The sequence below is a fragment of the Streptomyces sp. NPDC002057 genome (assembly GCF_040296665.1).
Lineage (GTDB): Bacteria > Actinomycetota > Actinomycetes > Streptomycetales > Streptomycetaceae > Streptomyces.
This window is the reverse complement of sequence record NZ_JBEOXR010000032.1, coordinates 21586-45107: the sequence shown is the minus strand read 5'-3', so window position 1 is coordinate 45107 and position 23522 is coordinate 21586. Positions and strand designations below refer to the sequence as shown.

General features: G+C 73.5%; 26 protein-coding genes. 14 read left to right on the top strand and 12 right to left on the bottom strand.

The features are described 5' to 3' along the window. Positions 1-5: 5 nt before the first annotated feature. Positions 6-422 carry a DUF742 domain-containing protein gene (locus ABT129_RS23675; protein WP_351904945.1) on the top strand — a complete coding sequence of 139 codons (417 nt, stop codon included), beginning with the start codon at positions 6-8 and terminating at the stop codon, positions 420-422. Beyond that, positions 403-1020 (top strand): GTP-binding protein, encoded by a 618-nt coding sequence (locus tag ABT129_RS23670; protein WP_351904942.1) that lies wholly within the window; start codon positions 403-405, stop codon positions 1018-1020. Before ABT129_RS23675 ends, ABT129_RS23670 begins: the two co-directional genes overlap by 20 nt. Positions 1021-1071: 51 nt before the next feature. Here the strand turns inward: ABT129_RS23670 and ABT129_RS23665 are convergent, their stop codons facing one another. Beyond that, entirely contained in the window at positions 1072-1497 is a 426-nt protein-coding gene (locus ABT129_RS23665) for a PPOX class F420-dependent oxidoreductase (protein WP_351904939.1), read from the bottom strand. A gap of 152 nt (positions 1498-1649) precedes the next feature. On the opposite strand from ABT129_RS23665, the gene ABT129_RS23660 reads away from it, so the two are divergent. The 8 genes from ABT129_RS23660 to ABT129_RS23625 all read left to right on the top strand — a co-directional run bounded on the left by ABT129_RS23660 (position 1650) and on the right by ABT129_RS23625 (position 10071). After that, entirely contained in the window at positions 1650-2063 is a 414-nt protein-coding gene (locus ABT129_RS23660) for a roadblock/LC7 domain-containing protein (protein ID WP_351904936.1), read from the top strand. A gap of 167 nt (positions 2064-2230) precedes the next feature. Further along, positions 2231-3400 carry a DUF6397 family protein gene (locus ABT129_RS23655; protein WP_351904933.1) on the top strand — a complete coding sequence of 390 codons (1170 nt, stop codon included), beginning with the start codon at positions 2231-2233 and terminating at the stop codon, positions 3398-3400. Between the two features lie 158 nt (positions 3401-3558). Continuing rightward, on the top strand, positions 3559-5106 hold the full coding sequence (locus ABT129_RS23650) for an ATP-dependent DNA ligase (RefSeq protein WP_351904930.1): 1548 nt from the start codon (positions 3559-3561) through the stop codon (positions 5104-5106). A gap of 344 nt (positions 5107-5450) precedes the next feature. Continuing rightward, positions 5451-5828 (top strand): hypothetical protein, encoded by a 378-nt coding sequence (locus tag ABT129_RS23645; RefSeq protein WP_351904927.1) that lies wholly within the window; start codon positions 5451-5453, stop codon positions 5826-5828. Between the two features lie 196 nt (positions 5829-6024). Beyond that, complete coding sequence (locus ABT129_RS23640) at positions 6025-6810, top strand: polysaccharide deacetylase family protein (protein WP_351904924.1); 786 nt, start codon at positions 6025-6027, stop codon at positions 6808-6810. 376 nt (positions 6811-7186) lie between these two features. After that, positions 7187-7900, top strand: a complete 714-nt coding sequence (locus ABT129_RS23635; RefSeq protein WP_351904921.1) for a hypothetical protein — start codon at positions 7187-7189, stop codon at positions 7898-7900. Then, entirely contained in the window at positions 7897-8268 is a 372-nt protein-coding gene (locus ABT129_RS23630) for a peptidase inhibitor family I36 protein (RefSeq protein WP_351904918.1), read from the top strand. Before ABT129_RS23635 ends, ABT129_RS23630 begins: the two co-directional genes overlap by 4 nt. Positions 8269-8433: 165 nt before the next feature. Then, a complete protein-coding gene (locus ABT129_RS23625) occupies positions 8434-10071 on the top strand; it encodes a helix-turn-helix domain-containing protein (protein WP_351904915.1) in 1638 nt (545 codons plus the stop codon). A 41-nt stretch (positions 10072-10112) separates the two neighbouring features. Here the strand turns inward: ABT129_RS23625 and ABT129_RS23620 are convergent, their stop codons facing one another. From ABT129_RS23620 to ABT129_RS23600, 5 genes are all read right to left on the bottom strand, one after another. Then, positions 10113-10880: a rod shape-determining protein MreC gene (locus ABT129_RS23620; protein ID WP_351904912.1), complete on the bottom strand. Its 768-nt coding sequence runs from the start codon at positions 10878-10880 to the stop codon at positions 10113-10115. 120 nt (positions 10881-11000) lie between these two features. Next, positions 11001-12188 (bottom strand): globin domain-containing protein, encoded by a 1188-nt coding sequence (locus ABT129_RS23615; RefSeq protein ID WP_351904909.1) that lies wholly within the window; start codon positions 12186-12188, stop codon positions 11001-11003. A 70-nt stretch (positions 12189-12258) separates the two neighbouring features. Then, complete coding sequence (locus ABT129_RS23610; protein WP_351904906.1) at positions 12259-12702, bottom strand: RrF2 family transcriptional regulator; 444 nt, start codon at positions 12700-12702, stop codon at positions 12259-12261. Positions 12703-12738: 36 nt separating this feature from the next. Next, positions 12739-13671, bottom strand: coding sequence for a hypothetical protein (locus tag ABT129_RS23605; protein ID WP_351904903.1), 933 nt, complete (start codon positions 13669-13671; stop codon positions 12739-12741). Between the two features lie 37 nt (positions 13672-13708). Further along, positions 13709-14110 carry an SHOCT domain-containing protein gene (locus ABT129_RS23600; RefSeq protein ID WP_351904900.1) on the bottom strand — a complete coding sequence of 134 codons (402 nt, stop codon included), beginning with the start codon at positions 14108-14110 and terminating at the stop codon, positions 13709-13711. A 201-nt stretch (positions 14111-14311) separates the two neighbouring features. Here ABT129_RS23600 and ABT129_RS23595 point away from each other — a divergent pair, with 201 nt between their 5' ends. Beyond that, positions 14312-14512, top strand: a complete 201-nt coding sequence (locus ABT129_RS23595) for a hypothetical protein (protein ID WP_351904897.1) — start codon at positions 14312-14314, stop codon at positions 14510-14512. Positions 14513-14518: 6 nt separating this feature from the next. Here ABT129_RS23595 and ABT129_RS23590 read toward each other — a convergent pair whose 3' ends face one another. Further along, positions 14519-14968, bottom strand: coding sequence for a peroxiredoxin (locus ABT129_RS23590; RefSeq protein ID WP_351904894.1), 450 nt, complete (start codon positions 14966-14968; stop codon positions 14519-14521). A 108-nt stretch (positions 14969-15076) separates the two neighbouring features. Further along, on the bottom strand, positions 15077-15685 hold the full coding sequence (locus ABT129_RS23585; RefSeq protein ID WP_351904891.1) for a PadR family transcriptional regulator: 609 nt from the start codon (positions 15683-15685) through the stop codon (positions 15077-15079). A gap of 179 nt (positions 15686-15864) precedes the next feature. On the opposite strand from ABT129_RS23585, the gene ABT129_RS23580 reads away from it, so the two are divergent. Both ABT129_RS23580 and ABT129_RS23575 read left to right on the top strand, forming a co-directional pair. Next, entirely contained in the window at positions 15865-16350 is a 486-nt protein-coding gene (locus ABT129_RS23580; protein ID WP_351904888.1) for an SRPBCC family protein, read from the top strand. Positions 16351-16495: 145 nt separating this feature from the next. Then, positions 16496-17836: a L,D-transpeptidase gene (locus tag ABT129_RS23575; protein WP_351904886.1), complete on the top strand. Its 1341-nt coding sequence runs from the start codon at positions 16496-16498 to the stop codon at positions 17834-17836. Between the two features lie 25 nt (positions 17837-17861). On the opposite strand, the gene ABT129_RS23570 is transcribed toward ABT129_RS23575, so the two are convergent. Together ABT129_RS23570 and ABT129_RS23565 are read right to left on the bottom strand one after the other, a co-directional pair. Continuing rightward, entirely contained in the window at positions 17862-19268 is a 1407-nt protein-coding gene (locus tag ABT129_RS23570; protein ID WP_351904883.1) for a threonine/serine exporter family protein, read from the bottom strand. A gap of 233 nt (positions 19269-19501) precedes the next feature. After that, positions 19502-21112, bottom strand: coding sequence for an extracellular catalytic domain type 2 short-chain-length polyhydroxyalkanoate depolymerase (locus tag ABT129_RS23565; protein WP_351904880.1), 1611 nt, complete (start codon positions 21110-21112; stop codon positions 19502-19504). Between the two features lie 169 nt (positions 21113-21281). Between ABT129_RS23565 and ABT129_RS23560 the strand changes: the two genes are divergently transcribed. Then, on the top strand, positions 21282-21785 hold the full coding sequence (locus ABT129_RS23560) for a tetratricopeptide repeat protein (protein ID WP_351904877.1): 504 nt from the start codon (positions 21282-21284) through the stop codon (positions 21783-21785). Between the two features lie 9 nt (positions 21786-21794). Here the strand turns inward: ABT129_RS23560 and ABT129_RS23555 are convergent, their stop codons facing one another. Together ABT129_RS23555 and ABT129_RS23550 are read right to left on the bottom strand one after the other, a co-directional pair. Next, positions 21795-22115: a cupin domain-containing protein gene (locus tag ABT129_RS23555; RefSeq protein ID WP_351904874.1), complete on the bottom strand. Its 321-nt coding sequence runs from the start codon at positions 22113-22115 to the stop codon at positions 21795-21797. Next, positions 22105-23445, bottom strand: a complete 1341-nt coding sequence (locus tag ABT129_RS23550; protein ID WP_351904871.1) for an MFS transporter — start codon at positions 23443-23445, stop codon at positions 22105-22107. The genes ABT129_RS23555 and ABT129_RS23550 overlap by 11 nt, the downstream gene beginning before the upstream one ends. Positions 23446-23522: the final 77 nt, after the last annotated feature.

Sequence of the window (23522 nt, the reverse complement as noted above, 5' to 3'; positions counted from 1 at the left end):
CACCCATGAACGAGGACAGCACCGGCGGCGGCCCGTCCGTACCGGGCAGCCAGTGGTACGACGCCGACGCCGGACCGCTCGTACGCCCGTACGCGATGACCGGCGGACGGACCAAGCCGGGGCCCAGCAACGTCCGGTTCGACCTCATCGCGCTCGTCGTCGTGGACGACGACCCGCCGGGGCCGGCCGAGGAGTCCCTCCTCGGTCCCGAGCACCGGTCCCTGCTCACCCTGTGCCGGGCCGAGACGCAGTCGGTGGCCGAACTCTCCGCCGACGCCGACCTGCCCGTCGGCGTCGTCCGGGTCCTCCTCGGCGACCTGCTCGAAGCGGGCTTCGTCCGTGTCAGCAGGCCCGTTCCGCCCGCTCAGCTCCCTGACGAAAGAATCCTGAGGGAAGTAATCGATGGCCTACGAGCGCTCTGAGAACACCGGCGACGGCGACGGCGCGGACACCACCGCCCTCGCCCTGAAGATCCTGGTCGCCGGTGGATTCGGCGTGGGCAAGACCACCCTCGTCGGCGCGGTCAGCGAGATCCGCCCGCTGCGCACCGAGGAACGGCTGAGCCGCGCCGGGGAGTCGGTCGACGACACCGGGGGAGTCGACCAGAAGACCACCACGACCGTCGCCATGGACTTCGGCCGCATCACGATCCGCTCCGGGCTCTCCCTCTACCTCTTCGGGACGCCCGGCCAGGACCGCTTCTGGTTCCTGTGGGACGAGCTCTCCCAGGGGGCTCTGGGAGCCGTCGTCCTCGCCGACACCCGACGACTCGAGGACTGCTTCCCGGCGGTCGACTACTTCGAACACCGGAAGATCCCCTTCGTGGTGGCCGTCAACTGCTTCACGGGCGCGCGTACCTACGGCGCGGCCGACGTCTCCCGGGCGCTGGACCTGGACCGGGGCACGCCCGTCGTGCTGTGCGACGCGCGCGACCGCGACTCCGGGAAGGAGGTGCTGATCCGCCTGGTCGAGTACGCCGGTCGCATGCACACCGCCCGGCTCCTGGACACGGTCGGCTGAGCGGCCCGGCCGCGCCCGCGTGGTCGCGGCCGTGTGCTCGGTCGGCCGTGATCAGTCGGCGACGCCGCCCTCGGCGATCACCTTGTGGATGCGTACCCGGACGAGGAGCTCGCCCGGGACCCCGTTCCGCTCCCCGAACTCCTCCGCGCGGTCCTCGCCCATGTACCGGGCGCCGATACGGCCGGCCCAGTGGCGCAACTGCTCGGGATCCTCGCTGAGTTCGGCCCGGCCGCTGAGCGTCACGAAGGCGAACGGCGGGGTGTCGTCGTCGACGCACAGGGAAACCCGGCCGTCGCGGGCGAGGTTGCGGCCCTTCACCGTTCCCTTGCCCGTGTTGAAGACGAACGTGTCGCCGTCGAGGAGGAACCAGATCGGCACGACGTGCGGACTGCCGTCGTCGCGCACGGTCGCCAGCTTGCCCGTACGGGTCCCCGCGGACACGAAGGTCCGCCACTCGTCATCGGTCATCCTCGTCATGCCCCCATCGTGCGGCACACGCGGGCGAGGTGCAGTGCTTGCCCCGTTCACGACAGTGCGTAAGGCTTGCGGCGATACGGCGGACCATGGCGGCACGGACACCACGGAAGTCCGGACCGACGGGGACGCACCACCCAGGGGGAGGACCACTGATGGCGTTGGACAAGGGACTGGACTGGCTTCTCGACGACCTGACCCACCGGGTCGGGTTCATACGGCACGCGCTCGTGCTCTCGAACGACGGACTGGTGACGGGCGCGAGCAGCGGACTCGCGCGCGAGGACGCCGAACACCTGGCGGCGGTCTCCTCCGGACTCCACAGTCTCGCCCGGGGCTCGGGCCGGCACTTCCGGGCCGGAAGGGCGCGGCAGACGATGGTGGAGTTCGACGAGGCGCTCCTCTTCGTGACGGCGGCGGGCGAAGGCAGCTGCCTGTGCGTCCTGAGCGCGGCGGAGGCGGACGTCGGTCAGGTGGCGTACGAGATGACGCTCCTGGTCAACCGTGTCGGCGAGCACCTCGGCGTGGAGGCGCGGCAGCCCGGGTTTCCGGGCGGCGGTGTTCTCTGACGGCGCGGTGATGCCCCGGTGATCTCGTGGTCGACGCCCTGAGGGCGTTGTCCACAGGTGGTTGTCCACAGGCCGCGCATGATCCGTCACTCTGCGTTACGTTCTTGGTGTGGGTCCGAGGGATCCACGACACGGAGAGAACACGACGTACGGGGGAGGGCCGCGGGATGACGGCGGACGAAGGGGCGCGCACGGTGACACCGGGGCGGGCGGCGCAGGAACTGGAACTGGGGCGCGACGAGTTCCGGCTGGCCCTGCAGCTCGGCCTGGTGAGGACGGTGCCGGTGGGAGAGGGCGGGCGGCGGCGGGTCGAGCGGGGAGAGCTCGACCGGCTCAGGGCCGCGCCGGACTTTCCCGCCGGCCTGCGCGACCGGGTGCGCGCGGTCGGCACCGGGGAGGCCGCCGCGCTCCTGGAGATCACCCCGGAGCGTTTCACCCGGCTGGCACGGACGGGCCATATCAGCCCGGTGGGCTTCTCCCTCAACCGCTACCGGGCGGTGGTGTGGACCTATCTCGCGGAGGACGTCGCCGAGTTCGGCCTCACCTGCCCGGCCCTGCTCACCGGCCGACTGCCAGGGGAACTCCGCGAACGCCTCGCCGCGCACGAGGACCGGAGGCCCCGGAACTGGCGGGTCCGCAGGCTCGGCGTGCTGCTCAGGGCCTCGGCCGACCCCTGGGCGCGAGCCGCCGCCATCGCCTCCCTGCTCGATCCGCTCCAGGTCGCCGAGGTCGTCGACGACCCGTTCGAGCGCGCCCACCTCGACCGGCTGCGCCCGCCACCGCCGCCGGGGATGCCGGTCCGGGCGACGGCGCACGACATCGCCGAGCGGCTCACGCGGGCCGACGACCCGGACGAGATCCTCTGGCACCGGTTGAGCCTGGCCCTCGCCGTGGACGAGGCCCGGGCGGAACGGCCGGCGCCGTACCCGGGCGGTGGCGGAGCCCTCGCGTCGCCCCGGCCGCCCGTCCTGACGATGGCGCCCGTGCCGTCCGTCTCACCCGTGCGGCGGCAGAGGACCGGGCGGCCCGGAGCACCGGTGCCGCTCGGGGCGGCGGTGCCGGCGTCGTGGGGCGGCGGTGGACCGGAGGCATCGCCGCCGCCCGAGGTGGCGCTGCTGCCACCTGTGCCACCTGTGCCACCTGCGCCACCTGTGCCTGCTGTGCTCCCGGCGTCACCTGTTCCTTCGGCGGTGCCACTCCCCGAGGAGCGATCGGAGGGGATCGGGCGCCCACCGGCCCGTCCGGGCCGCACCAGGCTGCTCGACCGGTTCCGCCGCCGGGCGGCTACGGAGGGCGGGCGGGCGAAGGGGCGGAGGCGCCCGGTCTCCTGGCCCTGACCCTGACGTGTCTGACACCGCCGGTCCCGCCCCTGACCTGCCTGACACCGCCAGTCCTGACCCTGACGTGCCTGATGTCCCCGGCCCCGCCACCGCATGCCCTCACGTCGGAGCGTCGTCGGCGTGCGGCGTGGGACGGGTGTGGGGAGGATGGGCCCATGCTGCTCGCCCGTGTCGCCGAGGTGTCCCGGGAGGTGGCCGCGACCTCCGCGCGTTCGCGCAAGATCGGCCTCCTCGCCGAGTTGTTCGTGGAGGCGGAGCCCGAGGAGAGCCCCCTCGTGATCGCGTACCTCTCGGGCCGGCTCCCGCAGGGGAGGATCGGGGTCGGGTGGAGCGTCCTCAAGGAGGTGGCCCCTCCCGCCGTCCCGCCCGCCGAGCGGCCGGAGCTCACCCTCGGACGGGCCGACGAGGTGATGACGGAACTCGCCGCCGTGGGCGGGGCCGGCTCCCGGGCCGAGCGGACCCGGCTCGTCCACGCCCTGTTCGCCGCCGCCACCCACGACGAGCAGCAGCTCCTGCTGCGGCTGCTCACCGGGGAGGTGCGCCAGGGCGCCCTGGACGCCGTCGCCCTGGAAGGCGTCGCCAAGGCCGCCGCGGTGCCCGCGGGGGAGCTGCGTCGCGCCGTGATGCTCGAAGGGTCGCTGCCACCGGTCGCGCAGGCCGTCCTGGCGGAGGGCGCCGCCGCGTTGCGGCGTTTCACCCTCCGGGTCGGCAACCCCGTGCAGCCCATGCTGGCGCACACCGCCGCCTCCGTCACCGAGGCGATCGCCGCCCTCGGGCCCTGTGTGGTGGAGGAGAAGCTCGACGGCATCCGCATCCAGGTCCATCGGCAGGGGGACGAGGTCCGTGTCCACACGCGTTCGCTCGACGACATCACCGGCCGGCTCCCCGAGGTGGTCGCGACCGCCCGCTCCGTTCCGGCCGACGCGTTCATCCTGGACGGCGAGGTGATCGCCCTCGATCCGGGCACCGGTCGTCCCGTGTCGTTCCAGTCGATCGCCTCCCGGGTCGGCTCCCGCACGGACGTGGCCGGCGCGCGCGCCACCCTTCCCCTCACACCGGTCTTCTTCGATGTTCTCGCGGTCGACGGGGTGGGTCTGATCGACCGGCCGGGCCGGGAGCGGCACGAGGTCCTGGCCCGGCTGCTCCCCGAGTCCCAGCGCGTCCGACGGATGGCGGTCACCGATCCCGCCGATGCCGCGCAGGGCGCGGCCGCCGAGCGGTTCTTCACCGACACGCTGGCCCGCGGTCACGAAGGGGTCCTGGTCAAGGCGGTGGACGCGCCCTATGTGGCCGGACGCAGAGGACGGACGTGGCTGAAGGTGAAGCCCGTGCACACCGTCGACCTCGTCGTTCTCGCCGTCGAACGGGGCCACGGGCGCAGGACCGGGCTGCTGTCCAACCTCCACCTCGGCGCCCGCACCGCCGAAGGCGGCTTCGCCATGCTGGGCAAGACCTTCAAGGGACTGACCGACGAGATGCTGCGGTGGCAGAGCGAGCGGCTCGGCGAACTGGCCGTGGAGGACGACGGATTCACCGTGCGGGTACGGCCCGAACTCGTCGTCGAGATCGCCTATGACGGACTCCAGGCCTCGACGCGCTACCCAGCCGGTGTCACCCTCCGCTTCGCCCGTGTCGTACGCCATCGCCCCGACAAGTCGGCCGCGGACGCCGCCACCGTCGAGGAGATCATCGGCGGTGGGTGAGGGCGGAGCCACGGGGGAGTACCGGGTTCTCGTGCGTCTTCGCCAGCCTTTTCCGGCGCCCTGGTGGCCTCCGTGGGCAGATGCCGGGTCTCTCGGGCCGATGCGTGTCTCTCAAGGCCGACGCGGGTTCTCCCAGGCCGTAGACGGGCTTCCCGGGCCTCGCGGGGCTCCCCGAGAGGATTCCCGGGCCTCGTGGGGCTCCCGAGCCGTGTAGGGCTCCCGGGCCTCGTGGGGCTCCCGGGCCTCGCGGGAGGACGCCCCGAGAGGGATGCTGGAGACGTGGCACACGAGCGCCGGCACGACCAGGGCGGGGGCACCGCGAGCGACCGGCGGGCCGCGAGGAGATGAGCGACGTGTACGACTTGCACATCGACACCGACGTCACCGTGCAGCTCAGTGACTGCTGCCGGGAGGACGCCCAGGCCGTCTTCGACGTCCTCGACGGCGTCTACCAGCTGGAGGACATGGGAACCCCGAGCCCGCAGACGGCCACGGGGCCTTCCCCCACCGTCTGGACGGCCACCTTCGACACGGCGGGCGGACGCCACGAGGAGGTGCGTCCCACCCCGCTGACCTCCCCGGTCGGCGCCACGCTCACCGGCGGCTACCGCGCCGTCGACGAGGTCGAGAAGGTGCTCGCCGCCGGCTTCGACATCCAGTCCCTGCAGTCCGTCTCCGGTGACCAGGAGACCGAGGCTCGGCTGCTGCTCGCCTCCCGCTGAGCGGGAGGCACGAACCCCCCGGACGGAGCGGACGGGCGCCGTCCGGGGTCGACGTGTGCCCGTGAACGGTTGAAGGACCCCGCCGACACCCCCGGTATACACCGTATGTAGAGTGCTTGATCGGCCCTGAGTAACGCCCTGACCAGGCGATTTTCCGGCCGCATCAAAGACACCACCGGGGAAAGCGGGTTCCACCATGTTCCGATCCAGGCTGGGCCGACGCACGGGTAAGGCCACTGTCCTGCTTGCCGCGGCGGCGCTGATGCTGACCCTCGGCGGCTGCGGAGTCGACACCGTCACCCCGCAGGACGCCCGGGGGGAGGGCGGATCGGACGACAAGGCGGGCGGCACCGCCCGTCGGGTGGACTGCGCCAAGGTCAAGTGCATCGCGCTGACCTTCGACGCGGGGCCGGGCAAGGACACCCCCCGGCTCCTGGACATCCTCAAGGAGAAGCAGGTCCCCGCCACCTTCTTCCTGCTCGGCAGCAAGCACGTCGACCGCTACCCCCAGGTGGTCAAGCGCATAGCAGACGAGGGGCACGAGGTCGCCAACCACACCTGGACGCACCAGATCCTCACCGACCTCGACGAGGCGGAGGTCCGTGACGAACTGTCCCGCACCCAGGACGCCGTCGAGAGGATCACCGGCCGGAAGCCCACCCTGATGCGCCCGCCGCAGGGCCGCACCGACGGCACGGTGTCCGACGTCAGCCGGGAGCTCGGACTCGCGCAGATCCTGTGGAGCATCACGGCCAAGGACTACTCCACCACCGACTCGGACCTCATACGGCAGCGCGTGCTCGACCAGGCGCACGGGGACGGCATCATCCTGCTCCACGACATATACGACGGCACGGTCCCGGCCGTTCCCCCGATCATCGACGAGCTGAAGCGGCGGGGCTACACCTTCGTGTCGGTGCCGGAACTCCTCGCCCCGGGCAAGGCGGAGCCGGGCGCCGTCTACCGCCCCGAGAAGGACTGACAAGACCTACCGAAATCGGGTGAGGTGACTCACACCGCCCAGGCGGGAAGGCTCGGAACATTCGGGATCCGTCCGCCGTTCTTACCTATGTGACTGCGAAGGGGCCCGGTCCCCAAGGTCCCCCCCAGAGGTGACCGCCCTTCGCGTCACGGCGATCGGCCCCGGTTGGAATCCCCCGTCCAACCGGGGCTTTGTCGTTCCCGGTCACCCTCTCGCACGGCACGCCGACGGCGCCCGAGGGGCGCGTACCCCGGCGCGTTCGACCCGTTCGAGTGAGCCCCGGCATGGTGGCTCCAGCCTCGGGCAGTGATCATCCCGAGCCGTCGAGTCGATCATCCGTCGACGGCTCCGACCAGGGACGATCGAAGGGGGACCCATGCTCCGCCCCACCCCGCGCACCCGCCACGCCCTTCTGACCGCCGCTGCCGCGCTCCTGCTCTCCGGCTGCGCCGCCGTCGGTCCCGGAGCACCCGACGCCCCCGCCGTCCCGTCGGGCGCGGCGGCCCAGGACGCGCTCCTCAAGACGGCCGAGCACCGGCTCGTCGTGGACTGCCTGAAGGGCCGGGGCCTCTCCCTGGCGTCCAGGCCCCGCGCCCCGGACGAGGACCGCACCCTCCAGGCGGCGCTCTTCGGCGCCGGCCCCCGGGAACTCTCCGTCACCCTCGCCACGGGAGCCACCGTCACCGCCCACGAGGACGGCTGCCTCGCCACCGCCCGCCACCGGCTCTACGGCGACCAGCGCCGATGGTTCCGGGCCCAGGTCGTCGTCGACAACCTCCGCGCCGAGGCACAGGCCCGGATGAGCGACGACCCCGTCCACCGCGCTGCACTCGCCCGCTGGACGCGGTGCGTGACCCCACCGGGCAGCCCCCGCCCCGACCGCCCCGATCCCGCCGTCGCCACCCGCTGCGCCCGCGAGAGCGGACTCGACGAGGTGCGCGAGCGGCTGGAGACCGCCGAGCTGGCCACGGTGCGTGCCCTGCGCCGCGAGGAGCTCGCCACCTACCGGCAGCTGCGCGACCGCGCGCTGCGGCGGGCAGTCGAACTGCCCGCGCCCACTCACCCGCAGAAAGGCCCCACCCTCTCGTGAAGCGACTTCTCGTCACCACCGCCGCAGCGCTGTTCGCCGCCACCGCCGGCTTCGCCCTCGCCGGCTCGGCGGTGGCCGCCGAATGCCCCAGCGGCGAGTTCTGTGTCTGGCAGAACTCCAACTTCGGCGGCCAGCGAGCCAACTGGAGCGGGGACGACGGCTGGTGGGAGAGCTGGATCTCCGACACCGACTCCTCCTGGGCGAACCACGGCATCTCGGGACCCGGAATCAAGGACCACGTCAAGGTCTACGAGAGCGCCTGGCAGGGCGGCAGCGTGACCGTCTGTCTGGCTCCGGGCCAGGAGGTCGGCTACAACGGCGCCGCCAACGACCGGGGCGACTCCCACACGTGGTCGATGGGCTGCTGACCCACCCCACGACCGACCCGCCCACCATCCCGCCCCCCACCCCGCGATCCACTCCGTGACCCCTCCACGGACCGCCGCCCCACCCGCCCGCCTCCGCAGCCGCCCACGGCGCGGGGCGACGGGTAGGGTGGCGGACGTGGAGCGGGTTGTGGAGGCAGGGCGGCAGTGAAGCACTTCGACGCGGTCGACGCACTCCTCGCGGGCGTCGCACCGGAGGCGGAACTCCCCGCCCCCGAGGAACGGGTACGACTGCGGGAGACCGCCCGGCTGACCAAGGTCCAGGTGGCCAGAGCGCTGGGCATCAGCCCGGCGACCCTGACCGCCTGGGAATCGGGCCGCGAGCCGGTCGGCGAGACCCGGACGCGCTACGCCTACCTGCTCGACGGCCTCCGAGCCAGGCTCGACACCTCCGACGCGACGCCGACCGTCACCCCGGAGTCCCGGACGCCGGCGCCGGGGTCCCCGGACGCGCCGGTCCCACCCCCGTCGTCGACCGCGCCGGAAACCGCTGCCGGGGCGGAGCCGGACGACGACGTCGCCGAGCTCGCCGTACCCCAGCCGTGTGTCCTGTGCGGGTACCCGGCCCGCCACGAGGTCGAGGGGTTCGCCCAGCACCTCGACCCCGCGGAGTGCGGCGGCCCCGAGCGGTCGGCCCCGGCCCCGACCCCCACACGGGCGGCCGCGCCCGCCCCCGTCGAGACGCCCGCCCCCGTCGATACGACCGCCCGTCAGGCCCCCGCCCCCGCCGAGAGGTCCGCCCGTCCGGCCCGCCAGGCTCCCTCGGGCGCCGGAAGCGCTGCGGCTCCCGGGGGAGCCGAGCGTGCTCCCGCGACGACGAGTCGGCGCGCCTTCCAGGAGCCCGCGCCCACCCCGCTGGGTACCGTCCAGGAAGCCGTCCGCAGAGCGCTGGAGAAGCACGGTGGTGACACCGAGGCCGCGACCGCGGACCTGGTGCGCACCGCCATTCCCGACGCCATGGCCCTGCTGGACATGTGCCGCACCGGCGCCCGCTACGAGATCGTCGGTCACCCGCCGATCCCCGCCGTCCTCCGGAAGAAGACCTCGCGCGGCGCCGACGAGATCTGGGAGGCGCGGCCCAAGTGGACCCGCCCCGCGCTGCCGGCCGGCCCCCAGGAGATCACGGCCCTCGACATCAACGGCGCCTACCTCAGCGCCCTCAAGACCCATCTGCCGCTCGGCGCCCTGGAACACCACACGGGCGGCGCGCACGACCGGCGCAGGGCGGGGGTGCACCTCGTCACCCCGCCCGAGTGGGAGCACGGCGAGCACCTGCCCCATCCGCTCGGTTCCCGTGACGAGCCGGGTCCCCTGTGGATCACCGAGCCGACCCTCCGGCTCCTGCTGCGGCTCTCCTCACCGGCGTACGGACTGTGCGAACCGCCCGTCGTCCACGAGTCGTTCACCTCCGGTGCGACCGAGAACCTCCTGGAGAAGTTCCGCAACACCCTCCGTGACGCCCGGGCCGAGGCCCTGGTGGCCGAGGACGAGGTGACGATGGAGTACGTGAAGGCCATGTACTCCAAGTTCGTCGCCACCATGGGGGAGTCGAACTTCAACCGGGAGCTGTACCGCCCGGACTGGATGCACATCATCCGCTCCCAGGCCTTCGCCAACCTCTGGACGAAGGCCTACAAGGCGTACGACGCCGGTCTGACCGTGGTCCGTGCCATGGGCACCGACGAGCTGCACGTCATCGGCGACTGGCGCCGGGTCTTCCCCGAGGGCCGTGGCGTCACCGAGGTGAAGGTCAAGGACGTCTACACGGCGCAGGACGAGGACTGAGAGTCCGGGCGGCCTTGTGACCGACCTCGTCCCGGGCCGTGTCAGGCCCGGGTGAGGGCGCTCCCCGGGTGGCGCAGGGCCGAGGCGAGCATCAGACCGGCGCCGCGGACGACGCTGGTCGACGGGTCGTTCGCCAGGCGGAGCCGGGCGCGGAGGAGATGGGCCAGTCGGCCGGTCACGTCGAGGCACAGGGCGCCGCCGCCCGTCACCAGGACGCCGCGGCGCAGCGCACCGCGTACGGCGCCGGTGCGGTCCTGTCGCCACAGGTCGCTCACCATGTCGGCGGCCGTGCCGACCACCGCGTCGGGCCCGCCTCCCGACTCCGGGAGGTCGTCGACCCCCACCTCGGCCAGCCGGGCGTCCTGGACGAGGCCGTCGACGACGAGGGTGACCTCGGTCAGCTGCGCGCCGAGGTCGACGACGAGCAGCGGGCCGCCGCCGGGCGGCGCCGCGTAGGCGGCCGCGGCGCGTGCGCTGTCCACGGCGATGACCCGTGCCGGGCCCAGCGCGTCCACGACCCGCCGTGCCGCCGCGCGCTCCTCCGGAGCGGCGAGCACCGGGTGGGTCAGCATGACGACGGTGTCGTGCCCGCCGTCGCCGGGTGCGACGGCGGTGAGACGGCGGAGCAGCCGGAGCTGGGAGTCTGCGTCGGTCACGCGGCCGCGTCGTACCGGACCGCTCGGCACGTCCGCGAAGACGCCCGCCCCGGGCGACCAGGCGCGGGTACGGGAGCTGCCGATGTCGAGGGCGATCCCGTGCACCGGCCGCCCCGTGCCCCGGCCGCCGCCTGCTGATCCGAACGATCCCATCGCTTCCGTCCATTCGCCGCGACTCGCTGATTGCGAGGCCGATATGGGCCCTCACTATGCAGTATCCCTGGCAGGAACGCTATGGAGCTTATGGATCGAAGGGGCAGCGATGAAGGCGGATCAGTTCTCGCCGCCCAGCCACAGGTCGGGGCCGAACACCTCGTAGTGGATGTCGGAGGCGGCGACGCCCCGGCCGACGAGGTCGCCGCGGACCGCGCGGAGGAAGGGCAGCGGCCCGCACAGGTACGCGGTCACCCCGGCCGGCAGGTCGAGCGCGGTGACGTCCGCGCGGCCCGGACGGGCCCCGGAGTCGCCCGGCTCCTCGTACCAGAGGTGCAGCGTGCCCTGCGGCAGCGCGTCCACGAGCTCCCGGAGCTCGGCGGCGTGCGCATGGGAGCCGGGGGCGCGGTCGGCGTGCACGACCACGACCGGACGGGTCGATCCGGTGGCCGCCAGGTGGTCGAGCATGGCCAGCATCGGGGTGCTGCCGATCCCGGCGGAGGCGAGCAGCAGGGGAGTCTCCCCCTCGGGCAGGACCAGGTCGCCGAAGGGGGCGGAGACCTCCAGGGTGTCTCCCGCGCGTGCGTGGGCGTGCAGCCAGGAGGAGACCTCGCCCGCCGGGTCGCCGTCGACCCGCTTCACGGTGATCCGCCGGCCCGGGCGCCCCGGAGCGGCGGACAGGCTGTACTGGCGGATCTGCCGGGCGCCGTCGGGCAGGGTGACCCGGACGCTGACGTACTGGCCCGGCCGGAACGCCTCCGTGGGGGTGCCGTCGGTGCGCCGCAGGACGAAGGAGGTCGTGTCGGACGTCTCGTCCCGTCGCTCGGTGATCTCCATGGACCGCCAGGCCTGGCCCTCGGTGATGCCGGCCTCCTGGTAGAGCCGGGTCTCCAGGGCGATCAGCGCGTTGGCCATCAGCCAGTACACCTCGTCCCAGGCCTGTGCCACCTCGGGGGTCACGGCGTCGCCGAGGACCTCCACGATCGCGGCGAAGAGGTGCTCGTGGACGGTCTTGTACTGCGCGGCCGTGACGCCGAGCGAGGCGTGCTTGTGCGCGATCCGCGACAGCATCACATCGGGACGCACGTCCGGCTTCTCGACCAGGGCGACGGCGAAGGCGGCTATGGAGCCCGCGAGCGCCTGCCGCTGCTCGCCGCCGGCCTGGTTGCCCCGGTTGAACAGGTCACGCAGAAGTTCGGGGTGGGCGGCGAAGAGACGCTCGTAGAACCGCGCGGTGATCCGGTCGAGTGCGCCGCCGACGGCGGGCAGGGTGGCGCGGACGACCGGGACGGCGTGCTCGGACAGCATGGGAACTCGCAATCTGGTAGATGATCTGCGTATTTAACGGTGTGGATGAGTACCCGTGGGGCGGGTGGGTTCAGGGGGTGGGGCGTGGGGTGAGGGAGAGGAGGAGCGGGCCGGTCGGCGACTCGACGAGCTCGGCGACGGTCAGGGGGTCGAGTGCGCGGTAGAACGCCTCCTGCGCCTGCCGCAGCGCCCCCCGCAGACGGCATCCGCTACGCAGCGGGCACGGCGGGTCGCCCTCGCAGGCGACGACCTCCTCCTCGCCCTCCAGGGTGCGGGCCAGCCATCCCACCGAGGAGCGCCTGCCCCGTTCGGTGAGGGCCAGGCCGCCGCCGCGGCCCCGTCGCGCCTCGACCACGCCCAGATGCTGGAGCCGGGTGACCGCCTTCGCCATGTGCGCGTAGGGCACGTCCATCGACTCCGCCACCTCGCGGGTGGTGACGGACTCCTCCGGAGCGGTGACCGCCAGGCGCATCACGGCACGGAGCGCCAGGTCGGTGAACTTCGTCAGCCTCACGCCATGACCGTATCAAAGCCGTATCCGAGAGGCGTATTAAGGGGTGGGGTGTCGTCTCAGGTGCCGCCACAGCCACCAGCCGCCCGAGACCAGGCAACCGGTGGTGAGGACGATCCCCACGACCGGCCACCGGGCGCCCGCGATCCGGGTGTCCGTGACGACGACCAGGAGGAGGGCGACCGCCGGCAGCAGCGCGGAACCGACCGCGCGCAGCCCCGCCAGAGCCACAGCGGGGTCGAGCCGGACACCGCGCGAGGAGCGCAGATCGGGGGAGCCGACGTAGAAGACGGTGGCCCGGTCCGTCAGCCGCGTGGTGCCGCGGTAGTACTGGAAGGCCATGTACGGCAGCCAGACCAACGGCACCACCAGGCCGACCAGGAACACGGCGCCGAGGAGCGACCACCTGCCGACGCGGACCCACCGGCCGGCACCGTCGTCCGGTGTGACCAGACCGAGGAGCCGCGCCATCCGCACGATCAGGTACCGGAACGCCGCCGGCCGCCCCCGGCCACCCTCGGCTCGCACCCCGGTTCCGGCCGTGCCCAGGGCGGCCCGGGCGGTCGCGGTGTCGCCGTACACCCCCTGGATGACGAGGAGTTCGGCCGCCCGCTCGGGGTCGGTCGTGTCCTTCCCCTCGGTCGCGGCGAGTTCGAGCACCGTGCGCACCTGGGAGAGGAGGGCTCCGCAGAAGGCCACCGGGATGAGGAGCAGGAACGGCCCGCCGACGAAAGCCCCTTCCGTCGTCACCGACCGGCGTCCACGGGTGACGAGCAGGGCGCGCAGTGCGGCCGGGTCGGCGTCGGGGTGGGCGCTGCGGAGGCGGGCGACCGTGGCGCCGGCGCCCGGGCCCAGCCGTCGCAGCGCGCAGGACGCGAGCGACTCCGGGAGCCTGCCGGGCTCCGCCAGGGTCTCCCTCAGCAGGGAGCCGGCGAGCCCGGCGGCCGGAGCCGCCCGCGTCCTCTTCCGCACTGGCGTGTGCGCTTCCTTCCCGTCCTCCTCCGGAGCCTCAGGCCAGGACCTTGGCCTTCGCCTTCTCGTACTCCTCGGGCGTGATCGCGCCCTTCTCCTTCAGCTCCACGAGCCGGGCGAGTTCATCGGTGGAGCTGCCGCCGCCCGCCCCCTGGGTGCCGGCGGTCTTGCGGATGTAGTCCTGGAAGGCGGCCTCGCTCGCCTTGGCCTGCTTGACATCACGCGCGCTCATGCCCTTGCCCCGGGCGATGACGTAGACCAGCACGCCGAGGTAGGGGAGCAGGATGCAGAAGATCAGCCAGCCGGCCTTGGCCCAGCCGTTCATGTCGTGATCACGGAAGATGTCGGTGATCACCTTGAAGAGCAGGAACAGCCACATGATCCAGAGGAAGAACCACAGCATGGTCCAGAACACGTTGAGGAGGGGGTAGTCGTCCATTCCGGCACTCTCCGTTCCGGCGCCGGCCGGGAGAGGCCGTGCGTTGGAGCGAGTCTCACCCAGCCCGGACGCCGCCGCATGTCGTGACCGCTCCGCGTGCGACCGTGCCGCCGCCGTGTTCGGATGGATCCCGCGAACCGCGCGGCACCGGGACCACGGGCGGAGCCGCGCACCGCACGAGGACGTGAGGAACGGAGTGCCATGGGGCCGATGGAGTGGGTCGTGCCCGCCCCGCCGCCCGTGCCGAGCGCACCACCGTCCCGGGCCGCCGTTCCGGCTCCCGCTCCAGGCGGCGCGCCCACGGTGACCGACCGGTTGGTCCGACTGGGTGAACCGGCTGAGGAAGGCCTGCTCACCCCCGAGGAGTTCGCGGCCGCCAAGGCCGAACTGTTCGGCGTTTGAGGGGGCTCAGCCGCGGCGCAGCGCGGCGAGCGCGCGGTCGGCGTGGGCGCTCATCCGCAGCTCGCTGCGCACGACCTCCCGTATCCGCCGGTCCTGGCCGATCACGAAGGTGACCCGCTTCGTCGGCGCGAGCGAGAACCCGCGCTTCACGCCGAACAGGTCACGCACCGCGCCGTCGGGGTCGGACAGCAGGGGGTAGCCGAGGGAGTGCCGCTCGGCGAACTCCTGCTGCCGTTCCACCCCGTCCGAGCTGATCCCGACGGGCAGCGCGCCGACGGAGCGGAACTCGGCCGAGAGATCGCGGAAGTGGCAGGCCTCGGCGGTGCAGCCCGGGGTGAGCGCGGCCGGGTAGAAGAAGAGGACGACCGGACCCTCGGCCAACAGGCCGGTCAGGGAGCGCGGAGCGCCCGTCTCGTCCGGAAGGCTGAAGTCCTCGACGAGGTCACCGACGTTCACAGCAGTCCGTCCCCGATCCGTACCTGGTGAGCCACCGGAGCCTCCGATGGCCGGGCGGCGACGTTACCGCAGCGTAGGAGGTGACGTCACCTCTCGGACGCGCCACCGTCATCCCTGGCGTGCCGCCCGTGCCCGCGCCTCCGCCTCCTTCACCCCGCCGCGGGCGGCGGCGCGCCGGTCGAGCACGTCGAGCGCCCGCTCGCCCCAGCGCAGATTCTCCTCCTCGAAGAACCGGCCGCGCATCAGCGTGAGGTACGGACCCACCCGATCCGTCTCCGCGAGGTAGGTCTCCTCGTCCCGGCCGGCGAGCATCCACTCGTGCAGCCGGTCGTAGCGGGCCAGTTTCGCCCGGGCGGTCTCCATCCGCTGGGCGACGAACCCGCGGACGGCCGCGGTGTCGCCCTCGTCGCAGGCCTGCACCTGGACCATCAGCTCGTCCCGGACGGCGCTGGGGCGCGGCGGCGTCGACGTGTAGGTGGACAGGTCCCTGAGTCCGGGCTCCGTGAGGCTGAACATCCGCTTGTTGGGGCGCCGTTCCTGCTCCACCACGCGAGCCGTGATCAGGCCCGCCTCCGCGAGCCGGTCCAGCTCGCGGTAGAGCTGCTGCGGGGTGGCTGCCCAGAAGTTGGCGACGGACACGTCGAAGATCTTGGCCAGGTCGTATCCGGAGGCCTCGCCCTCCAGGAGAGCTGCGAGGACGGCGTGCTTGAGGGACATCCGGACACGCTAGCAGCACGTTGAATAGTTTCCTCCGCACCTAATCAACTCGACGCGCGCACGATCCAACGGCCGGTGGTCCACGCGATCCACCGGCCGGACGGGCTCCCTCGCTGGCACGTCCGTCCGGCGCCTGCCTAGGCTGGACGGAGGGGACGGCAGATCCGAGGGGCAGCGCGATGGACAGCGACACGTTCGTCTACACCACCTACATCCGGACCACCCCCGACGAGCTCTGGAAAGCGCTCACCGACGCGGCGTTCACCCGCCGCTACTGGGGCGTGGCCTTCGAGACCGAGTGGACTCCGGGCGCCCCCATGGTCTGGGACGAGGGCGGGCGCCGGACCGCCGATCCCGAGCAGGTCGTGCTCGCGGCCGAGCCGGGCCGCCTCCTCTCGTACACCTGGCACACCTTCACCCCGGCCTGGGCCGAGGCCGTACGCCTCGACCAGGACGTCTACGAGCGCCTCGCCCAGGAGCCCCGGTCCACGGCGACCTACGTGATCGAGCCCTCGGGTGACACCGTCAAGCTCACGGTCACCCACAGCGAGCTGCGGCCCGGCGGCATGATGAAGGGGCTGATCGCCGAGGGCTGGCCCGCGCTGATCTCCAGTCTCAAGTCCCTTCTGGAGACGGGCGAGGAACTGCCGGAGCCGCCCCGCTGACCGGGCTGACCCATTCGAGTCGTCTCGCCCGCCACTCCGCCGCCACGCCCGTCGACATGATCATCGTTCTGTCCTTTCATCAGTTTTGATGCTGCGGTCGGCATCGCCCGCCGACACCGTCGTCAGAAAGGGGAGGGTGTCCGACGTGTCGTCACGCAGATACGTACGGGGGTGGGGAGCGTTGTCCCTGGCCGCCGGAACCGTCCTCGTCGGCACCGCGGCCCAGTCGCCCGCCCAGCCCGACGTGCGACCCGCCACGGCGCCGGACTCCACCGCCGTCGTCACGGTGGACGGCTGCCCCGTCGGCCTGTGCTCCGCCGCCCGCCACACCGTCGTGCTCAGCGGCGGACCCGTCCTGACCGCGCGACCGTTCACGCTCGACCCCCGGGCCTCCGGGCCCGTGGAACTCGCGCTGCGCACCCCGGGAGCCCTCGCCGACGTCACAGTCACCGACCGTCGCGGCCGCCGGATCGCCGGGGGACCGAGCGCCGACGGCAGCCGCTGGACCAGCGCCGCGCCCCTTCCGGCGGGCGCCGGCTACACCGCCCGCCTCGTCGTCGAACGCGGCGGCGCCGAACGACCCCGCCGCTCCCGCGTCCGGCTGGACTTCCGCACCGTCCCGGCGCCCGCGGGGGAACGGCTGACCGTCACCTTCGGCCCGGACGACGGCGGTACGTACGGTGTGGGGCAGCCCGTCACCGCCGAACTCAGCCACCCCGTACCGGCGGACGACCCGGAGGCGCGCCGTGTCGTCGAACGCGCTCTCCACGTGGGCACCGAACCGCGGGTCGAAGGCGCCTGGCACTGGATCGGCCCTTCCACCCTCCACTACCGGCCCCGTGACTACTGGCCCGCCCGCACCACGGTCAGGGTCCGCAGCGGGCTCGAAGGGGCGCGGATCGGCGGCCTCCACGGCGGCCGCTCAGCGCCCCTCACCTTCACCACCGGGGCCCGGATCGAGGCCGTCACCGACGTCTCCGCCCTGGAGATGACCGTGCTCCGCGACGGACACGTGCTCCGCACCATCCCGGTCACCACCGGAAAGGCCGGCTACCGCACCCGGGGAGGCATCAAGGTCGTCCTCGGCAAGGAGCCGCTCGTCCGGATGCGCGGCGACTCGATCGGCATCGCCCGTGGCAGCCGCGACTACTTCGACCTGAAGGTCCGCTGGGCCACCCGGGTGACCTGGAGCGGCGAGTACCTGCACGCGGCCCCCTGGTCGCTCGACGCCCAGGGCAGCGAGAACGTCAGTCACGGCTGCACCGGCATGAGCACCGCGGACGCCGCCTGGCTGTTCGACACCGTCCGCCGGGGAGACCTCGTGCGGGTGGTCAACGGGTACGGCGAGCCCATGAGCCCCTTCGACAACGGATTCGGCGACTGGAACCTCAGCTGGCCCGAGTGGCTGCGGGGGAGCGCCTTCGACCCGACCGCGACCGAACCCCGCCGCGGAACGGACGCGGCCGTCCTGCGCCCCGCACTCTGAACCCCGCACCCCGCCGCACCCCGGCTCACCGGCCCGGCGCGGCCTCCTCCGGCTCCGGCCGCTCCGGCGGCGCGGTCGGGGTCGACGCCGGGGCGGGCTCGCCGATGCTCAGCCGGGGGCGCCGCTGGAGCCCCGCGCCCACGAGGACGCCCAGGGCGATCGCCGCCACGGTGATCACCGTGCCCACCAGACTGTCGAGGCCGCCGCCCGTGTCGCCCTCCACGATGATCTCCGATACGCCGGTGAGCCCGATCGCACCCGGTACGAGCAGCCAGAAGCAGGGCAGGAAGACCACCTGGTCCGGGGTGTGCGAGTGGCGCGAGATCCAGCGCGTCATCGGGGGCAGCAGCATCCCGGCCGCGAAGGCGCCGAAGGTCACCCCGCCGAACTCCGCGGCCACCGACTGCACGAACCGCTCGGCGAGCAGCGCGCCGAGGAGCCAGACGGTGACCCGCGGCGGGGCGGAGAAGTACAGCAGGAAGCCGAAGCCGAGCAGCAGCACGCCCACCCAGGGCGCCCAGCTGCCCAGCGCTTCGGAGGCGGGCCCGGACGACGGGCGGGCCCGCACCAGTTCGGTGCCGACCAGGATGCCGAGGGCCAGGAGCAGCAGGACGTTCACGGCGCCGGCCAGCCGGGCCATGCCCGAAAGGGCGGCCCCGGTGGCGAGTTCGACGGCGCCGAGGGTCAGCGCCGCACCGGGCAGGAACGCGATCAGCGGCGGGATGTACAGGACCGTCGGCGCCTCGTGGAGCAGCGGCCCCGCCCAGCGCAGCGACGCCGCCGTGACCAGGATCGCCGCGACCACCGGCAGGGCGGTGCGGGCCGCCGGGAGCCGGTCGCCGAAGAGGCGCAGCAGACCGACGCCCAGGCCGAGCACCGCGTACCCGACGACGGCCGGGACGGTCGCGTGCCGCATCGAGCCGAGGCCGACGGTGAGCAGGACGTAGCCGAGGACGGTCGCGGACGGACTGAACCGTTCCGGGCGCTCCCTGAGCTCCCGCAGCGCACGGGACACGTCCTCGAACGGCATCTCCTCGGCGCGCATCGACGTCACCAGCGACTGCAGCGCCTCGACCTGGTCGAGGCGCAGGTCGGGCCCTTCGACCGGGGCGAAGTCCAGCTCGCCGCCCCGGCCGTCGGGGCCGCCCCCGACCCGGACGAAGAGCCCGGTCGGCACCACGAAGGACCGCACCCGCATCCCGTAGCGGGCGGCCACGTCGTGCAGCACCCGCTCCACCTCGGCCGTCTGCTCGCCGGCCCGCAGGAGTTCGGCGCCGAGCTCGCACAGCAGCGCGGCCAGGTCCCGCAGCCGCTCCCGGCCGGCGTCCTCCGCCTCCGGCAGGGTGACCGAGTCGCCACCGCGCCGCCGTGGCCTCAGCGAGGCCGCCCTGCGGGCGAGAGCCCGCACATCGACACGGGAGGAAAGGCGCATTCGGGAAAAATAGCAGTGCTGTCGAGCACCTGCGGGCTGTGCGCCACGGGGCCCCGGCCGCCCGCGGGCCGGGCGCCGAGGAGTCCCCCGCCGCCCCCGTGCCCGGGACTCGGCAGGGCCGGGCGCCCGGGACTCCGCAGGGCCCGAGCACCCGGGACCCCGCAGGGCCGGGCGCCCGGGACTCCGCAGCCCCCGCGCCACCGGACCCTGCCGACAGCCCCGGGCCCGTCCCGCTACCGGTACTCGACCGTCAGGGTCACCGGCGTGTCCCGGTTCACGAAGAGGTACGCCGTTCCCGTCGGAGCCGACGCGAACCCGAGCCGGAACTGGGTGACCCCGCCCCGGTTCAGCGCCGCGAGGGCCTCCGCCGACAGGTCCGTCGACACCGCGCTCCCGGAGGAGAAGGGATCGATCCGCGCCGCACCCGCCACCGAGGCCGCTGCCGACCAGTCACCCGGCTCCACCGCGCAACCCCCGAAGCAGCCGGTGCGCAGGTCCACCTGGAGCCGGTTGCCCGCCGGGGACGTCCAGGGATCGCCGGAGCCACTGGCCCTGCTGACGGTCAGCCAGGCACGCGTGATCTCCTTGCCCGCCGGAACCCGCGAGGTGTCGAAGGAGACCACCGACCGGTTCACCTTGCCGTCCGTGCCCCGGCCGAGCGCCAGCCCGGACACGTCCTCCAGGGTGCCGACCGCGGCCCCCGATCCGTCCGGCGCCGCCTTCACGTACCCGTCCTCGGCGTCCGTGCTCGCCAGGACCGTCCGGCCCGCGGCGGGCGGAGGGGTCCCCGTGCCCCGCAGGGCCCGCACCATCCCCATGATCGCCTCGATCTGCTTCCCGCCGTGGCGCGCGTAGGCGGTGTCACCGAGGTAGCCCCACCAGTTCCAGCAGCCGTTCGGGTTCTCCAGGGTCGTGGTGGGCGCCGCCTGCGGATACAGCACGATCATGTCGTTGGTGTCGGCGTACTCGTTGAGGTACGCGCCCCCGACGAACCGGGTCCCGAACCCCTGGTACGCGTACCCCTGCTTGCACCCGTGCAGCGCGACGAGCAGCCGGCAGCGCGCCCCCTCGGCGCAGGACGCCGGTACGTACGCGAAGCCCTCCGCCCCCATCGAGAGGGCCGCCGCCGAGCCGCCGGGCGCGTACACGTTCTGGTCGAAGCGGATCAGCGATCCGCCCGTGCCGGCACCGGGCGCCGCGACCGAGCCGAAGAGGTGCCCGAGGAGCGCTCCCTCCGCGTCGATCCCGCAGTTGTTGAGGAACGGGGTCTGCGTCACGGTGCAGGAGTTGGGGCCGAGCGGGGTGATCCACGCGTGGCCCGCCGCCGTGGAGCGGTCGTACCGGACCCGGGCACCGAAGCGCCCGTAGTAGTCGGCCAGGGCGTCCGCCACCGGCCGCTTCACCGTCGAGTCGTTCGAGCCGCTGAACACGTACACCGGGTCACCGGCCAGATTCGCCACCGGGTCCACCTGACCCTGCGCCGACCGGTCGCGGGTGGCCTGTTCCAGGGCGGCGAGCTGAAGGTTCTGCGTCGTGTCCATGCAGGCATTGAGCGCCGTGGCGAGCTGGCCGCGGGCGCAGTCGTACGGGCCCGACGCGAAGGCGGCGGAGCCCTCGAACGTACCCGAGTACGCCACGTGCAGCTGGGTCGCCATGTATCCGCCGGACGACACCCCCGCACTGAACACGGAGCCGATGTCGTACGACTGCAGGGTGCCGGGCACCGGCGGCGGAGCGGCCGCCCCGGCCGGAGGCGCGGCGGGCAGAAGGGCCGCGGCGGCGCACAGCAGCAGCGCCGCGAACCGGCGTGGCCCTCGGCGGCGGGTGGGACGGGGTGAACGCATGGGGGCTCCCGGCTGGCTCGTTCCTGACGGAGGGTCGGCCGGGAGGCTACGGGCGGTCCGGAGTCCTCCTCCATGGGCGAGGACGCCACAATCCGGCCCGCCGGGTATGGCGGCCCGTCACCTGGCAGCCGCCGTGGGAGCGTCCGGCGCGAGCTGCGAGGATGCTGTCATGGACATTCACGACGTGAGGAACGGGCCACTGGCCGAGGCGGTCGCGCTGCGCGAAGGGGGCAGGCCGGAGGAGGCCCGCGAGCGGCTCGTCGCGCTCGCCGCCCGGTACCCGGACGACGCGGAGATCGCGTACCAGACGGCCTGGGCGCACGATGTCCTCGGTCTGGAGTCGGAGGCCGTGCCCCACTACGAACGGGCTCTCGCGGGCGCCGGGCTCGGCCCCGAGGCACGGCGCGGGGCGCTCCTCGGCCTCGGCAGCACCTACCGGGTGCTCGGCCGTCACGAGGACGCCGTCACCCTCCTGACCGGGGCCGTCGAGGAGTTCCCGGACGAAGGCTCCCTCCGGACCTTCCTCGCGATGGCCCTCTACAACACGGGCCGGCACCACGAGTCGGTCCGACTGCTGCTCCGGCTGCTCGCCACCACCAGCGACGACCCGTCCGTACAGCGGTACCGCCGGGCCATCGAGCACTACGCCGAGGACCTCGACGCGACCGAGTGACGCGGGTGGTCAGTCGTTCACCGCCGTCAGGAGGACCACCGCGTCCTCCAGGGCGGTGAGCCCGTGCCGCTCCTTGGGGATCATCCGCAGCGTGCCCGCCGCGAGCTCCTCCGACCGCCCGGACGCCGTCAGGTCCACCCGGCCCCTCAGCACCTGGAGACTCGCGGCCGGCGGCGCGTTGTGCTCGTCCAGGGACGTGCCCGAGGTCAGCGCGATGACGGTCTGCCGGAGTACCCCGTCGTGCAGCACTCGATGGGCGCTGCGCCCGTGCGGCGCCGCACGGGCCGCGGCCAGGTGCTCGTCGGCGAGGGCGGCGAGGTCAAGCTTCATGACTCTCCCTGCGGGGTGCGCGGGCGGATACCCCACCAGCCTCCCGTGTGCCGTCCGGGACGCAACTCGGGACCGTCGCCCGTACGGCCCGTACCAGGCGTACAGGGCGTACCGGCCGCACGGAGGACGCCGCCACGAGACCGCCGACGGCGACGAACACCCCGGCGGCGAGCAGGGCCGCCGGCCAGCCGTGCTCCGCGTACAGCCAGGACCCGGCGAGGGAGCCGAGCGCCCCACCGCCGAACGTGGCCAGCATGAAGACCGTGTTGACCCGGGCCGCCACCGCCGCGCCGATCCCGAAGATCCGCGCCTGGTTGGCCACCTGGCAGGAGCTGACCCCGGCCACCAGCAGGTTCGCCCCGGCCACCAGGGCCGCCGGCGAGCCCGGGGCCAGGCCGGCCACGCCGAGGCCGAGCCCCGCCGACGCCAGCCCGACGGCGCTCACGACGGGCGCCCCGTACCGGTCCGTGAGCGGCCCGGCGGTCGCCGAGAGCAGCGCGGCGGGCAGGGTCAGCACCCCGAAGAGTCCGGCGGCGCCCGGCCCGTACCCGAGCGGAGGCGCCGCCAGGTGGAAGGCGAGCACCGTCCAGAAGACGCTGAACGCGGCGAACACACTGGCCCCGAGCAGCGCCGCGACCCGGAGCTCGCGGTGCGCGGCCAGAAGCCCGGGGAGTCCGGCCAGGAGAGCCCCGTACGAGGTGCGGCCGGGCACGCCGAGACGCTCGGGCAGGCCGCGCGGCAGGACACACAGCAGCGCCGCCGTCGCCACGGCGGCCACGACATAGGCGACCCGCCAGCTGCCGCTCGCGTCGGTCACGGCGCCCGAGACCGTACGGGAGAGGGTCGAGCCCAGCGTGAGGCCGAGTCCGACCAGGCCCACGACCCGGCCCCGCCGCCCGGGACCGGCGAGGACGGCCGCCACGGGGGTGAGGATCTGCGGCAGCACCGTCGTGGTCGAGAGGGCGAGCGTCGCGAGCGTCAGGGTGACCACGCCGGGCGCCGCCGCGGCGAGGAGCAGCGCGCCGCTGGTGAGGGCGAGCAGGACCGAGGTGAGGCGGCGCAGCCGCGCGGTGTCGGCCAGGGGCACGAGCAGCAGGATGCCGAGCGCGTATCCGATCTGCGCGGCCGGGGCGACGAGCCCCGCCGTCCGCTCCGACACGTCGAGCCCCCGGGCGACGGCCGCGAGGAGCGGTTGCGGAAAGTAGATGTTGGCGACGGTGACCGCGCCCGCGACGGCGAGGAGCGGAACGTTCACGGGCCGGGCGGCCTCGGAGCTTGCCGCGGGCTCGGTGGTGGGTACTGGCGGGGCGGCCGGGCGGCGTGGGTCCACGGAGGCTCTTCCGTACGGGGGAGGGGGACGCCTCAAGGCTCCTCGCCGCCGCCCCGGCGGAACAAGCTGTCATCATG

Excerpts from the sequence above, each read along its gene's own strand:
- ABT129_RS23670 (WP_351904942.1), top strand. The coding sequence starts at position 403 with ATGGCCTACGAGCGCTCTGAGAACACCGGCGACGGCGACGGCGCGGAC.
- ABT129_RS23655 (WP_351904933.1), top strand. The coding sequence starts at position 2,231 with ATGACGGCGGACGAAGGGGCGCGCACGGTGACACCGGGGCGGGCGGCG.
- ABT129_RS23555 (WP_351904874.1), bottom strand. The coding sequence starts at position 22,115 with ATGAAGCTTGACCTCGCCGCCCTCGCCGACGAGCACCTGGCCGCGGCC.
- ABT129_RS23565 (WP_351904880.1), bottom strand. The coding sequence starts at position 21,112 with ATGCGTTCACCCCGTCCCACCCGCCGCCGAGGGCCACGCCGGTTCGCG.
- ABT129_RS23675 (WP_351904945.1), top strand. The coding sequence starts at position 6 with ATGAACGAGGACAGCACCGGCGGCGGCCCGTCCGTACCGGGCAGCCAG.
- ABT129_RS23600 (WP_351904900.1), bottom strand. The coding sequence starts at position 14,110 with ATGGACGACTACCCCCTCCTCAACGTGTTCTGGACCATGCTGTGGTTC.
- ABT129_RS23595 (WP_351904897.1), top strand. The coding sequence starts at position 14,312 with ATGGGGCCGATGGAGTGGGTCGTGCCCGCCCCGCCGCCCGTGCCGAGC.
- ABT129_RS23635 (WP_351904921.1), top strand. The coding sequence starts at position 7,187 with ATGCTCCGCCCCACCCCGCGCACCCGCCACGCCCTTCTGACCGCCGCT.
- ABT129_RS23560 (WP_351904877.1), top strand. The coding sequence starts at position 21,282 with ATGGACATTCACGACGTGAGGAACGGGCCACTGGCCGAGGCGGTCGCG.
- ABT129_RS23665 (WP_351904939.1), bottom strand. The coding sequence starts at position 1,497 with ATGACGAGGATGACCGATGACGAGTGGCGGACCTTCGTGTCCGCGGGG.
- ABT129_RS23650 (WP_351904930.1), top strand. The coding sequence starts at position 3,559 with ATGCTGCTCGCCCGTGTCGCCGAGGTGTCCCGGGAGGTGGCCGCGACC.
- ABT129_RS23660 (WP_351904936.1), top strand. The coding sequence starts at position 1,650 with ATGGCGTTGGACAAGGGACTGGACTGGCTTCTCGACGACCTGACCCAC.
- ABT129_RS23615 (WP_351904909.1), bottom strand. The coding sequence starts at position 12,188 with ATGCTGTCCGAGCACGCCGTCCCGGTCGTCCGCGCCACCCTGCCCGCC.
- ABT129_RS23640 (WP_351904924.1), top strand. The coding sequence starts at position 6,025 with ATGTTCCGATCCAGGCTGGGCCGACGCACGGGTAAGGCCACTGTCCTG.
- ABT129_RS23645 (WP_351904927.1), top strand. The coding sequence starts at position 5,451 with ATGAGCGACGTGTACGACTTGCACATCGACACCGACGTCACCGTGCAG.
- ABT129_RS23620 (WP_351904912.1), bottom strand. The coding sequence starts at position 10,880 with ATGGGATCGTTCGGATCAGCAGGCGGCGGCCGGGGCACGGGGCGGCCG.
- ABT129_RS23580 (WP_351904888.1), top strand. The coding sequence starts at position 15,865 with ATGGACAGCGACACGTTCGTCTACACCACCTACATCCGGACCACCCCC.
- ABT129_RS23570 (WP_351904883.1), bottom strand. The coding sequence starts at position 19,268 with ATGCGCCTTTCCTCCCGTGTCGATGTGCGGGCTCTCGCCCGCAGGGCG.
- ABT129_RS23585 (WP_351904891.1), bottom strand. The coding sequence starts at position 15,685 with ATGTCCCTCAAGCACGCCGTCCTCGCAGCTCTCCTGGAGGGCGAGGCC.